15 protein-coding genes are annotated in these 12,210 nt (G+C 64.1%); 5 read left to right on the plus strand and 10 right to left on the minus strand.

Annotation, left to right across the window (positions count from 1 at the left end; all coding sequences use genetic code 11):
* The first annotated feature begins 57 nt into the window (after window positions 1-57).
* Both VMP31_RS05905 and VMP31_RS05910 read left to right on the plus strand, forming a co-directional pair.
* Window positions 58-837 (plus strand): alpha/beta hydrolase, encoded by a 780-nt coding sequence (locus tag VMP31_RS05905; RefSeq protein ID WP_325505044.1) that lies wholly within the window; start codon window positions 58-60, stop codon window positions 835-837.
* Window positions 838-963: 126 nt separating this feature from the next.
* A complete protein-coding gene (locus tag VMP31_RS05910) occupies window positions 964-1,842 on the plus strand; it encodes an alpha/beta hydrolase (RefSeq protein WP_325505046.1) in 879 nt (292 codons plus the stop codon).
* 224 nt (window positions 1,843-2,066) lie between these two features.
* Here the strand turns inward: VMP31_RS05910 and VMP31_RS05915 are convergent, their stop codons facing one another.
* From VMP31_RS05915 to VMP31_RS05935, 5 genes are all read right to left on the minus strand, one after another.
* Window positions 2,067-2,459 (minus strand): DUF3301 domain-containing protein, encoded by a 393-nt coding sequence (locus VMP31_RS05915; RefSeq protein WP_325505048.1) that lies wholly within the window; start codon window positions 2,457-2,459, stop codon window positions 2,067-2,069.
* Between the two features lie 72 nt (window positions 2,460-2,531).
* Window positions 2,532-3,017 carry an acyl-CoA thioesterase gene (locus VMP31_RS05920; RefSeq protein ID WP_325505050.1) on the minus strand — a complete coding sequence of 162 codons (486 nt, stop codon included), beginning with the start codon at window positions 3,015-3,017 and terminating at the stop codon, window positions 2,532-2,534.
* A gap of 123 nt (window positions 3,018-3,140) precedes the next feature.
* Window positions 3,141-3,872, minus strand: coding sequence for a transporter substrate-binding domain-containing protein (locus tag VMP31_RS05925; RefSeq protein ID WP_325505052.1), 732 nt, complete (start codon window positions 3,870-3,872; stop codon window positions 3,141-3,143).
* Between the two features lie 49 nt (window positions 3,873-3,921).
* Window positions 3,922-5,289, minus strand: coding sequence for a glutamine synthetase family protein (locus VMP31_RS05930; protein ID WP_325505054.1), 1,368 nt, complete (start codon window positions 5,287-5,289; stop codon window positions 3,922-3,924).
* Between the two features lie 126 nt (window positions 5,290-5,415).
* Complete coding sequence (locus tag VMP31_RS05935) at window positions 5,416-6,807, minus strand: aspartate aminotransferase family protein (protein ID WP_325505056.1); 1,392 nt, start codon at window positions 6,805-6,807, stop codon at window positions 5,416-5,418.
* Window positions 6,808-6,938: 131 nt separating this feature from the next.
* Between VMP31_RS05935 and VMP31_RS05940 the strand changes: the two genes are divergently transcribed.
* Window positions 6,939-7,700, plus strand: a complete 762-nt coding sequence (locus tag VMP31_RS05940) for an SDR family NAD(P)-dependent oxidoreductase (RefSeq protein ID WP_325506096.1) — start codon at window positions 6,939-6,941, stop codon at window positions 7,698-7,700.
* A gap of 152 nt (window positions 7,701-7,852) precedes the next feature.
* A complete protein-coding gene (locus tag VMP31_RS05945; RefSeq protein WP_325505058.1) occupies window positions 7,853-8,500 on the plus strand; it encodes a GntR family transcriptional regulator in 648 nt (215 codons plus the stop codon).
* A 22-nt stretch (window positions 8,501-8,522) separates the two neighbouring features.
* Here the strand turns inward: VMP31_RS05945 and VMP31_RS05950 are convergent, their stop codons facing one another.
* Window positions 8,523-8,933, minus strand: coding sequence for an SMI1/KNR4 family protein (locus tag VMP31_RS05950; RefSeq protein ID WP_325505060.1), 411 nt, complete (start codon window positions 8,931-8,933; stop codon window positions 8,523-8,525).
* 135 nt (window positions 8,934-9,068) lie between these two features.
* Between VMP31_RS05950 and VMP31_RS05955 the strand changes: the two genes are divergently transcribed.
* Entirely contained in the window at window positions 9,069-9,626 is a 558-nt protein-coding gene (locus tag VMP31_RS05955; RefSeq protein ID WP_325505062.1) for a hypothetical protein, read from the plus strand.
* On the opposite strand, the gene VMP31_RS05960 is transcribed toward VMP31_RS05955, so the two are convergent.
* From VMP31_RS05960 to VMP31_RS05975, 4 genes are all read right to left on the minus strand, one after another.
* Window positions 9,627-10,058 carry a hypothetical protein gene (locus VMP31_RS05960; RefSeq protein WP_325505064.1) on the minus strand — a complete coding sequence of 144 codons (432 nt, stop codon included), beginning with the start codon at window positions 10,056-10,058 and terminating at the stop codon, window positions 9,627-9,629. It abuts the gene before it with no gap.
* Between the two features lie 58 nt (window positions 10,059-10,116).
* Window positions 10,117-10,485 (minus strand): VOC family protein, encoded by a 369-nt coding sequence (locus VMP31_RS05965; RefSeq protein WP_325505066.1) that lies wholly within the window; start codon window positions 10,483-10,485, stop codon window positions 10,117-10,119.
* A 134-nt stretch (window positions 10,486-10,619) separates the two neighbouring features.
* The gene (locus VMP31_RS05970) at window positions 10,620-11,468 is read right to left on the minus strand and encodes a Tim44 domain-containing protein (protein WP_325505068.1); all 849 of its coding nucleotides are present in this window, start codon (window positions 11,466-11,468) and stop codon (window positions 10,620-10,622) included.
* A 159-nt stretch (window positions 11,469-11,627) separates the two neighbouring features.
* A complete protein-coding gene (locus VMP31_RS05975) occupies window positions 11,628-12,206 on the minus strand; it encodes a TetR/AcrR family transcriptional regulator (protein ID WP_325505070.1) in 579 nt (192 codons plus the stop codon).
* Window positions 12,207-12,210: the final 4 nt, after the last annotated feature.

The following is a 12,210-nucleotide window of genomic DNA, read 5'->3' on the forward strand; positions in this document are numbered from 1 at the left end:
GATGCAGGACGGCAGGAATAAATACGCAGCAAAGTTTGTATTAAAGGGAGTTTATTCATGCACTATATTCAATTACGCAATGGCCGCTGCGCCTATATCCGCAAGGGTCGCGGCCTACCGGTATTGTTGCTGCACGGCCTGGGTTCATCCTCCCAGGACTGGCAGCCACAGATCGATGCGCTGTCGCGTTTCGCCGAAGTTTTCGCCCTCGACCTGCGCGGCCATGGGGCCAGCGAACCCCTGCGTGCGCCGGTCAGCGTGGCCGAACTGGCCGACGATGTGGCCGAGTTTATCCGCGTCCAGGCCATTTCCGGCTGCGTGCTGGTGGGCATCTCCATGGGCGGCATGGTGGGCTTTCAGCTGTTGGCGCAACAACCGCAATTGATCAGCCGCCTGGTGGCGATCAACAGTGCGCCGAGCTTTCCCCTGGACTCCTGGAGCCTGCGCGCCAAGGTGCTGCTGCGTCTGGGGCTGATCCGCCTGTTCGGCCTCAAAACCATGGGCCGGCTGCTGGCGCGCAAGCTGTTTCCCCATGCCGAGCAGGGCGAGCTGCGCCGGCGCACCGCCCTGCGTATCGGGGCTAATGATCGGGTGTCCTACCTGCACGCCATCCGCGCGATTCTCGGCTGGTCGGCACTGCCAGCGGTCAATGGCGTCGACACGCCGATGCTGATTGTCGCCGGCGACCGCGACTACACCCCGCTGGCCTACAAGCAGGCCTATGTGGCGCAGTTGCGCAATGCCGAGCTGCAGGTGGTGAGCGATTCCGGACATGCCACGCCGCTGGACCAGCCGGAGCAGTTGAACGCCTTGCTGGAGCGCTTTATCCGCGTGTAGTGGATATCAGGGAGTTGAGCGTGGAGTTGGGGGCACCTCGGGGTGCCCTCTTTTTGTTTGTGCGGCGCTCGGCACCAAGCCATCACTGGCAGTAAACTGGCCGGCCAGTCGACAGTGAGTCGCCGTATGCACCTACAACCCTGGTCCCATGACAGTAGCGCTGGCTTTACCCTGCGTGGCTGGCACTCGCCGCCTTCGGGCAAGCCGCTGCTGCATTTTCTGCATGGCAACGGTTATTGCGGGCGGGTTTATACGCCCTTGCTGCAACGCCTGGCCGAGGATTTTGATCTGTGGCTGTGCGATGTTCAGGGCCATGGCGACACGGACCACGGCGGCCGCTTCCACGGCTGGAACCGCAGCGCCGAGCTGGCCCTGGAGGCCTTTGCCGAGGGGCGCAAAGCGTTTGCCGATGTGCCGGTTTTTGCCCTGGGGCACAGCTTCGGCGGGGTGCTGACCAGCCTGATGCTGGCCCAGCAACCGCAGCTGTTTAGCCGCGCGGTGCTGCTCGACCCGGTGCTGTTCACCCCGGCCATGATCGGGGTGATGGCGCTGTCCGATGTGGTCGGCCTGAGCCGGCGCAACACCCTCGCCAGCAAGGCGCATAAGCGCCGCAGCAGCTGGCCCGATCGCGCGAGCGCCCATGCCGCCCTGCATGGCCGCGGGATGTTTCGCGGCTGGACTGAGGAAGCGTTTGCCGCCTATATCCAGCATGCCCTGAAGGACAGCGACAAGGGCGTCGAGTTGAAATGCCGACCCAGCCGCGAGGCCGATATCTTCAGCTCCTTCCCCAAGCGCCTATGGCCGTCGCTGGCCAAGGTGACGACGCCGACCCAGGTGCTCTACGGTCAGCGCAGCTACCCCTTTGTCGCCAAGTCGGTGGCGCGCTGGTGCGCCGGCAATGGCCATATCAGCGGCCATGTGGTGGCCGGCGGGCACTGCTTTATGCAGGAGCAGCCGGAGGATGCGGCGGTGCGGGTGAGCGGTTTTCTGCTGCAGCGCGGCTAGCCGGCCGTTATGTGTGGCAGACGGCTTTTGTAGGGTGGATGGATAAAAAACGTCACTCTGCCTGGGCCGCGGATTGGGCTGATCGCGGGCAAGCCCGCTCCTACAGAACCGCTGCGGAGCCCACCAGGCTAGGCTGGCTGATGACCGCTTACCTGACGCACCCGCTGCGCAGTTGATGCTCAAGCCGGGCTTTGTGCAGGGGGTAGAGCCTTTTCAACGGCCTGTTATTCGCCGGGCGGGTTGTCGCGACTGGAGCGCCAGCGTTGCAGGTCGATAACCGGCGCGCTGTCGGGTGGCGGCGTGCGAAAGGGGTGGGGGGCCAGTTCGATGCGGCCCAGCTGCTGGCCGAACATGGTGATGCTGCCCTCATGGCGCTGTTCGCCGGTGACGGTGAACTCGAAGCCATAGATCCGGGCCAGGCGCTTGCGCCCGCGGGCGTCGGGCAGCAGGGCGAGCCGGCGCAGGGCGACGTTGCCGTCGAGCAGTTCGACATCGACTTTGCTGCAGTGCTGCTGGGTCAGCAGCAGGGCGCGCTCGCGGATGCCGTGGCCGCGCCAGAGCCAGGCACAGGCGCTGGCGAACAGCATCAGCAGGAATACATCAAACAGCTCGATCATGGTGGCTCCGACAGCGGGACGCCGAGCTTAACCCATCTGCCCGTGCCTGCTCAGCCCCGGCCAGGGGAGTGCTCAGCTCTTTTCTTCACTGAGGGCCTGGTAGCGCTGTTGCAGCTCGTGGCGGATCTCGCGGCGTTGCAGGGCCTGACGCTGGCGACGGTGGCCGTCGGGTGTTTGCGGTTGCAGGGCCGGAATGACGACCGGGCGACCCTGCTGGTCCACTGCCACCATGGTGAAGAAGCAGCTGTTGGTATGGCGCACCGAGCGTTCGCGGATATTTTCGGTGATCACCTTGATGCCGACCTCCATGGACGTGCGGCCGCTGTAATTGACCGAGGCGAGAAAGGTCACCAGTTCGCCGACATGGACGGGTTCGCGGAAAATCACCTGGTCCACCGACAGGGTTACCACGTAGCAGCCGGCATAACGGCTGGCGCAGGCATAGGCCACTTCGTCGAGGTATTTGAGCAGGGTGCCGCCGTGGACATTGCCGGAGAAATTGGCCATGTCCGGGGTCATCAGTACGGTCATCGACAGCTGGGTATTGCCGTGTTCCATGGTGCACTCCGCGCGTATTGATCGAGCAGGTGGACCTGCTTGTCGTGCCGTCAGGGTGACATGGATGGGGCGTTTTTGCAGCCGTTGTAGGCGCGCGTCTGGGGAGCGATGGAGGTGAGGTACTTAGCGCAAGCCGAAACGGCCGCGCAACTCGACCAGCTCGTCGTGTCGTTCGACCAGAAAACGGTCGAAGTGCTGGATCAGCCCGGGCTGGCTGGGGCTGCTGAGGTGGAAGCTGGTGTAGCTCTGCGGCAGTTGCTGATCCAGTTGCATACGCTCTGCGCTGTGGCCCATTTCCACCAGGTGGTAGCGCACCACCTCGGGGTTGGCATACAGCGCATCAATGCGTCCGCGCTCAAGCATGCGGATCAGGCTCTGGATATCCTGGGCTTCGACCAGCGTTACCCTGCCGCGGTTGAGCAGCGGCATCCAGGCCTCGGCGGTGAAACCGCGCACCGTGCCCAGCTTGCGGATGCGCGCCAGGCCCTGGCCGCGGTGTTCGCGGAGGACTAGGGTGCCGTCGACTATCTGCACGGCGGCATCGCTGTAGTAGAGACGCTTACCGTTCTTGGCCTGCCGCGACCAGGAAGGATTGTCGGGGAACAACAGGTCCAGGCTCTGCGCCTCGAGCAGGTTGTGGTACAGGCGGTTGATCGGCTGGGCGCGCAGTTCCAGCTTGAATCCCTCGTACTTGGCGAAGGCCTGCAGCAGCTCCACGGCATAGCCCTGGGGTGCACCTTCGGCCTCGGCTCGGTAATAGGGGTAATAGTCGTGGGCCTCGATGCCCACGCGCACGGGCTCCCCCTGGGCCAGGGTGCCAAGCAGCAAAACTGCCAGCAGCAGCCATCGTGTCATTGCGTGTTCGCCCCGCCCCTTTGTTCCATGCAGCTTAGTTCAACTTTGTCTAGGCGTGGCTCAGGTACCAGCGCCAGTCCTGTTCGCCCACTTCGCCCATAAATTGGCGAAATTCGGCCCATTTGATCGCCAGAAACACCTTGAGAAAGTCCTCGCCCAGCGCCTCTTTCGCCCAGCTGGAGTTCTCCAGGGCGCGCAGGGCGGTCAGCCAATCGGTGGGCAGGGTTTCGCGGGCCTGTTCGTAGCCGTTTCCGATGATTTCCTCACCCGGGTCGATCTGGTTTTTGATGCCGTGATGGATGCCGGAAAGGATCGCTGCCGCCGCCAGATAGGGGTTGGCGTCGGCACCGCAGATACGGTGCTCCACATGCCGGCTGTTGGCCGGACCACCCGGTACGCGGAACGATACGGTGCGGTTGTTCACCCCCCAGCTCTTGGCCAGCGGCGCGTAGCTGTTGGCCTGGAAACGGCGGAACGAGTTGGCGTTGGGGCAGAAGATCGCCTGGGTGTCGTTAAGCGTGGCCATCATCCCGCCAATCGCATATTTCAGCAGCGGCGTGCCATGTGGGTCTTCTGATGCCATCAGATTGTTGCCGTTTTCATCGGCCAAACTCACGTGCATATGCAGACCGCTGCCAGCCTGGTCGCCGAACGGCTTGGCCATAAAGCAGGCCTGCAGCCCGTGTTTGCCCGCCACTCCCTTGACCAGGCGCTTGTAGCGCACGCCTTCGTCGATGGCCTGCAGCGCGTCGAAGCGGTGCTCCAGGGTCAGCTCAAGCTGGCCCGGGGCGTATTCGGAAATCGCCGTGCGTACCGGCAGGCCCTGCACCTCGCAGGCGGCGTAGAGGTCGTCGAGGAAGGGCTGCAGCTGCTCCAGCTCGTACACGCCATACACCTGCGGGGCCTGCGGGCGCACACCGTTGGCTTGCAGCGCCGGTTGCGGGCGGCCATTGGCGTCGCGCTGCTGGTCCAGCAGGTAAAACTCCAGCTCCACGGCCATCACCGGGTGGTAACCGTCGGCCTTGAGCCGGTCGATGGCGCGCACCAGCACATGGCGAGGGTCGGCCGGGGCAGATGGCAGGCCCTGGGTCGGGTGCATGCTCACCTGCAGCTGGCCGGTGGGCGTGGTGCGCCAGGGTTGCAGGGTCAGGCTGCCGGGCAGCGGATAGGTCCAGCAGTCGGCGTCGGCCACTTCCCAGACCAGGCCGCTTTCTTCCACGTCCTCGCCCTGGATGGTCAGTGCCAGAATCGAGCTGGGCAGCGGTCGGCCGTTCTCATAGATGGCCAGCAGCTCGTCGCGGTGCAGCAGCTTGCCGCGCGGGATGCCGTTGGCGTCGATCAGCATCAGCTCGATGCTGCGTACTTGCGGGTGGGCGGCGAGGAAGTCGCGGGCTTCCTGGGGATTGGCAAATTGCATGGCGGTTATCTCGTTATTGGCCGGGCAAACGGCTTGTGTAGGAGCGGGCTTGCCCGCGATGGCCGGTAAGCAAAAGCATCGCGGCCAATAACTAGGCGTTCCCGCCGCTCCTACAGGATCGATGAGTTATTCGCGGGCACCGGGTATGGCCAGCAGCTCAGTCAGAGCCTGGTCGAGCATGCCGATCAGCTGGTCCACATCGGCCGCCGTGGTGCTCGGGCAGCACAGGGTCATGTTGTGGAACGGGGTGATCAGGATGCCGCGGTTGATCAGGTACAGGTGCAGGGCCATCTGCAGTTCGTCGTGGAACGCGGCTTCGGCCTCGGCACCGGTCTTCGGCGACACCGGGCAGAACTGGAACTCGCTGCGCGCGCCCAACTCGGTCACCGACCATTTGAGATCGTGTTTGCCGATCAGCGAACGGAAGCCGTCGGCCAGGCGCTTGGCCAGCGGCAACATATGCGCGTAGGCGGCGGGCGTCATCACCTGTTCCAGATTGGCGCGCATGCAGTGCATGGCCAGGGCGTTGGCCGACAGGGTGGTGCCCATGCCGCTATGACCATGGCCGTGGCTGCCTTCGCTGGCACGTTGGCGCGCGGCGGTCATGGCCTCAGCCATCGCCGCGCTGCAGCCGAAGATGCCGCACGGCACGCCGCCGGCAATCGGCTTGCCGACCACGAAGAAGTCCGGCTCAAGGTTCCACAATTTGGTGCAGCCACCCATATCGGTGGAGATGGTGTGGGTCTCGTCGATAATCAGCAGCGCGCCATATTTACGCGTCAGCTCGCGGCATTTCTGCATAAAGCCAGGCTCGGGCAGGACCATGCCGATATTGGTCATCGCCGGCTCACAGAGCAGGGCGCAGACATCGCCCTGGGCCAGCGCGGCCTCCAGCGCTTTGAGGTCGTTGAACGGGATCGAGCGGCTGTACTCGGTCAGGTCGTAGGCCTGGCCGATCAGGCCGGAACGCGGCACGGTCTCGCCGTCGATGCAGCGCACCATCACGTCATCCACCGTGCCGTGGTAGCAGCCGTCGAACACCAGGAGGGTCTTGCGCTGGGTAATGGCGCGGGCCCAGCGCAGCACATAGCGGTTCGAGTCCGTTGCAGTGGCGGTGACCTGCCAGAACGGCAGGCCGAAGCGCGCGGCCAGCAGTTCGCCGCAGACCACCGCGTCCTCGCCCGGCAGCATGGTGGTCAGGCCGTTGTTGCCTTGCTCGGCGATGGCCTTGGCGATCGGGTCCGGCGAGTGGCCGAACATGGTGCCGGTGTCGCCCAGGCAGAAGTCGATATATTCGTGGCCGTCGACGTCATAGAAGCGCGCGCCCTTGGCACGTTCGACGAACAGCGGTACCGGCGTCGACCAGTCGGCCATCCAGTGCATCGGCACTCCGCCGTACAGCGAGTGGCGCGCGCGTTCAGCCAGGGCCACGGATTTAGGATTGCGCGCGATAAAGCGCTGGCGCTCGCGCTGGGCGAAGGCTTCTACGGCGGATGGGCTGATGCCACTGGCAGTCATGTTGAACACCTCGTTCGAATTTCCGAACATAATCTTTTGTGATCACAAATAAGTCAATAGATGCCTTATAAGCGGTATTAAGGTAGATTAATCTTAAATTTGTGATCACAGGTTGGGTGTAAATGGAAAATATGCAGCAGGTGGCCCTGATCAGCGGGGCGGGTAGCGAGAGCGGTATCGGCATGGCCATCGCCCGCCGCCTGGGCCGTGCCGGTGTCAGTGTGCTGCTCACCGCCAGCAGTGCGCGGGTCGAACAGCGCGCCGCCGAGTTGTGCGCTGAAGGTATTCAGGCCCGTGCTTGCGTCGCCGATCTGACCGATGAGCAGCAGGTGGCCGAGCTGGTCGAATGGGCTCAGGCGCAGTGGGGGCAGATCGACATTTTGGTGAACAACGCCGGCATGGCCATGCAGGGCAGCCCGGAACCGTTCGCCGAGCTGGCCGATATGGACCTGGCCACCTGGAACCTGTCCATCGCGCGCAACCTGGGTACCGCCTTTCTGCTCACCCGTGGCGTGCTGCCGGGTATGCGTGCGCGTGGCTACGGGCGCATCGTCAATATAAGCTCGACCACCGGCACCCGCGGCAGCAACCCTGGCGAGGCGGCCTATAGCGCGGCCAAGGCCGGCATGCTCGGCCTGTCCATGGGCCTGGCGCTGGAAGTGGCCAAGCAGGGCATCACGGTCAACAGCGTGGCACCGGGCTGGATTGCTACCGGCTCAAGCACAGCAGAAGAACAGCACGCCGCCGAGTACACGCCGATGCGCCGCGCCGGCCGGCCTGAGGAAGTGGCAGCGGCGGTGGCTTTTCTGGCCTCGCCGGAGGCCAGCTATATCACCGGTGAAGTCATAGTGGTGGATGGCGGTAACTGCCTGATCGAAAACAAAGCCCCGTAGGATGCGCCGTGCGCACCACCTTCATTTATGGGGGGCGCTGGTGCGCACGGCGCACCCTACGGAGCCGTGAAACCCAACTAAGGAAATCAACATGCGCAACTGCCTACTGACCCTGGCCCAACTGCCCGCCCCGCCGCAAGGACGCTAGCGCCATGGCCGACAATCTGCAAGACCAGCTCTACCAACAACTGCGCGACGCTCTGTTGGCCGGGCGTTTCCGGCCCGGCGAGCGTTTGAAAATCCGTGACCTCGCCGCTGAATGGGGCACCAGCCCGATGCCGGTGCGCGCCGCGCTGCAACGTCTGGTCGCCGAAGGCGCGCTGGAGAGCGAGCCACAGCGTTCGGTACGAGTGCCGGCGATGACTCGCGAGCGCTTTCAGCAGCTGTTTCAGGTACGCCTGAGCCTGGAAGGCCTGGCCGTGGAGCTGGCCGCCGCGCGCATCGGCGCGGCCGAGATCGAGCTGCTGCGCGGTTGCATCGCGCGCATGGAAACGGCCCTGGAACAGCGCAATGTGCCGGCCTATCTGGACGACAACAGCCTGTTTCACCTGACCCTCTACCGCGCCTGCGCCAACCCGATTCTGCTGCGCATGATCGAGTCGCTGTGGTTGCAGGTCGGGCCTTTCTTCAATCGCCTGTTTACCGAGGCGGACCTGTCGCTACGTCTCAACGACTTCCACGAACAGGCCTTCACGGCCCTGGAAGCGGGGGATGGCAAGGCGGCGCGGGCGGCCATGGAGCAGGACCTGAGCTTCTTCGGCGAATATCTGCTGAAGCTGCTGGAGTTGGAGCAGGGCTAGCAGGGCTAGCAGGCCGCGCGGCTTAGCTTTCCAGCCAGACGTCGCGCACCCAGTGCCAGACCGATTCCCAGGTTTCTTCCTCGCTGACTTCGCTGGTATCGCTTTCCCAGAGCACCACGGTGCCGTCCAGCTCGACGCAGTAGTAGTTGCCGTGGTCTTCGCAGATCGGCACCAGCTCGCGGGAAACCCCCAGGGACCAGGCCACCGAGGCCACTTCCGGGAGGTAGGTGTGCGAGTGCGGGTCGGTGACGGTCACCGGCTCCAGGCGGCCGTAGACCACGTCGCTGACCTTGAGCAGGAATTCGCGCAGCTCGAACGGCAGGTTGATCAGCAACTGCTCCTCGATCTCCACCAGCAGCTCCTCTTCCGGCAGCTCCAGCGGCACCGGCACCGGTTCGTTGAGTTCGCGCAGTTGTTCGATGACTTCTTCCACGGGGTAAGCCTCCTGGGTAGCGGTGGATATGGGTGCGTCTTATACCCTAGCCGAGTACAGGCAAACAGTCGGGCGGGTGCTATTGTGCAGTTTGAGCGGTGCGTCATTTATTGAACGCCATTAAACGGTCCAGTCATGAACAAGCAAAGCGAAGAAACAAGCGACGACGCACTCACCGACGAGCAGCGCCTGCAATTGCTGACCCGTGCCGGCCAGCGCAATCGTCTGGTGATCTTTGTCCTGGCCGGCGTACTCGGCAGCCTGATGCTGCTGTCGGCGGGGCTCAACCTGTACGGCGTGCTGGGCGAGGGAGCCGACTCGCGGGTGGTCGCCCTGGAGCGGCAGGTGACCCGGCTGGAGAAGCAGTTGGCCGCCCAGCAGGTGGCCCTGAGCAATCAGGAGGAGCTGCTGGCCAGCCAGCAAAGCCGGCAACTGACCGGCTTGCTCGAACGGGCCGAGCATCCCGACAGCATCGCTGAAGTAAGCAAGGTGCTGCAGGCTCAGGAGGCGGACTATCAGGCAGTGCTGCAGGGGCTGAAGGTGGGCATGGCCGATCTGGCCAATATGCTGCCGGGCTCGCGCAGCTGGTTGAACCTGTATAACGAGCCGCTCGACCGCGCCCTGCTCAACAGTCGCCAGCGCAGTGAGGAAATCCAGGCTTGGGGCGAGCAGGCGGCACAGGGCCAGCCTTGATCAGCCGGCGCGGGCCATAAGCCGTGCATCCAGCAGGGCGTGGTGGGGTATTTCCGCCGCGTCCAGGTCGTCGAGCAGGTCGCTCTGTTCGCGGCAGCCCAGGGTCGTCGGCGGCAGGCCGGGACGGCCCAGCAGTTCCAGCAGCAGGGGCCAGTCCCAGGCCAGCGCATCGCTGACAATCTCCAGTTCACCAAGCTCGGCAAGAAAGGCCCGCAAGGCCGTGCCGGCTGCTGCCCGGCTGTGGCCATGGCGAGGCTTATCGAGCTGTGGCAGCACGATGTCGACGACGAACTCGGAACAGTCGGCGATAGTCCAGCCATCCACCAATTCCACATAGAACTCCACGCCGTCGGGCTCGACCAGGGCCAGGCTGATCAGCCGGCGGTCGAGGTTGAGGCGGGTGAATTCGGTATCCAGATACAGGGTGCGCATTGCTTTACTCCGCGCGGGCGGTGCTGTGCGGGGCCGCACAGCACTGTAGAAGGGCCTCTTAGCCCATATGGAAAAAGGCCAGCTTATTACCATCCAGATCGCGGAAATAGGCACCGTAGAAGCCCGGTATGCGCTCGCCGGGTTCGCCTTCGCAGCTTGCCCCGAGCTCGATGGCCTTGGCGTAGAGTGTGTCCACGCCCTCGCGAGAACCTGCTGGTAAGGCCACCATGTTGCCGTTGCCAGGATTGGGCGCTTGCTTGTCATAGGGCAGGCAAACGGCAAACATCGGCTGACCCTTGGCGATGCCGTAGAAGGCGATGCGGCCCATATCCATGACCACCTTGGCACCCATTTCAGCCAGCAAGGGAGTGTAGAAAGACTTGGCTTTTTCCATGTCAGTGGTGCCAACCGTTGTGTATCCGATCATTGTCGCGTCCTCAGGTGGTGTGGCGGGTTGTCTGCGTTGTGTACCTGAGTCTACCTCGGCCTGGCAAATGCACCCGCTGAATAAGGCGCAAAGAAAACCCGGGCAAGCCCGGGTTTCTGTGTCGCGTGGGGGAATCAGCCGTTCTGGCGGATACCGGCCACCAGCCATGGCTGGTTGTCGCCGACCGCGCGTTCCAGACGCCAGCTTTCGCTGAAGGCTTCGCCCTGGTCGAAGCGCGAGGTCTTGGCCACACCGGTAAAGGTCAGGGTGGCGACGGTCTTGTCGCTGAGGTCGTCGACGCCATCGAGCTGGGCATCGAGATCATCGATATAGGTGGACTGGAAGCCTTCGCCCAGGTCGGCACGCTCGCGGCTGAGGAACTCCAGCAGCTGCGGGGTGACGAACTCGCCGATCTTCTCCATTTCGTTGGCATCCCAGTGCTGCTGCAGGCTGAGGAAGTGCTCGCGACCAGCGGCCACGAAGCTCTGCTCATTGAACCAGGCCGGAGCGTTGATTACCGGCTTGATGGCTGCAGCCGCGCTGCCAGCGCCAAAGATCGATGCCGGGGCCGCCTGGCCGGGCATTTCGCGCTGCATCGGTGCGCCATTGGCGGTTACCGGGCCGGCCTGCTTGCGACGGGTGGCGAGGAAGCGGAACAGCAGGAAGGCGATCAGGCCGAAGATCAGCATGTCCATGATCTGCAGGCCTTCGAAGCCGTCACCCATAAACATCGAGGCGAGCAGGCCACCGGCGGCCAGGCCGGCCAATGGGCCCAACCAGCGCGAGGCACCGCTGGCGGCGGCAGGCTGACGACCGGCTGTCGGTGCGGTGGCAGTTTGCTGGGCCGGAGCCTGGCGGGTTTGATGGCTCGGCGCGGAACCGAAGGATTTGCCGCCGCCCAGACGCTTGGCTTCGGCTTCGAAACTCATGGTAAGGCCCAGGCTGAGGCACATGGCCAGGGCGACACTGAGAAAACGCTGCATGTTTGGCTGTCTCTTGGTGATTGGGACTACGCGCGGCATCTTGCCCGGCATGGCCGTTCCTGGCTAGACATAGAATGTTTCCGGCTTTTGCCCGAGTCGCTGCGTAGGGCGTGCCGCCTGGCGAGCGCCCTGGTGCGCGCGGCGCACCCTACGGGATCGCTATTGGCGCAGTAATACCAGCAGCGGGCCGCAGCGCAACTGGCTACGCAGCAGGGCGCGGAACTCGGCGGGGTCTTGTTCGGGGTGGCGTAGCCAGTGGATAAAGCAGCGCAGGTAGACGCCGGTCAGCAGGCTTTCCTCAGCGATACGGCACAGGTGCAGGGTTTGCCGCTGGGCCGCCTCGCGCCACCACTGCACGGTACGGCTGATGCGCAGCAGGCCGCCGATCTGCAGGTGGATATGCCCAGGTTCCAGCTTGTACAGCAGCATCTGCCCGCTGACCGTGCGGTGTGCCGCCAGGCTGGCGAGCCAGGCTAGCAGCAGTTCTTCCAGGCGCTTGGCCGGTGTCAGGGGCAGCAGGTCGGCGGCCTTGGCGCGGGCCAGCATGGCCTGGTCGGCGCGGTCGAACCAGGCTTCCACCAGGTGATCCTTTTCGCGGTAATGGCTGGCAATGCTATCCAGGCCGACGCCCAGGTCGGCGGCCACATCGAACAGGTGCAGACGCTCCCAACCGCAGACATCGGCCAGCTTGAGGGCGCTATCGAGGATCTGCGCTGCTGTGATTGTTGGTTCTTTCATCGGC

This window comes from Pseudomonas sp. (assembly GCF_035512415.1).
Classification (GTDB): Bacteria; Pseudomonadota; Gammaproteobacteria; order Pseudomonadales; family Pseudomonadaceae; genus Aquipseudomonas.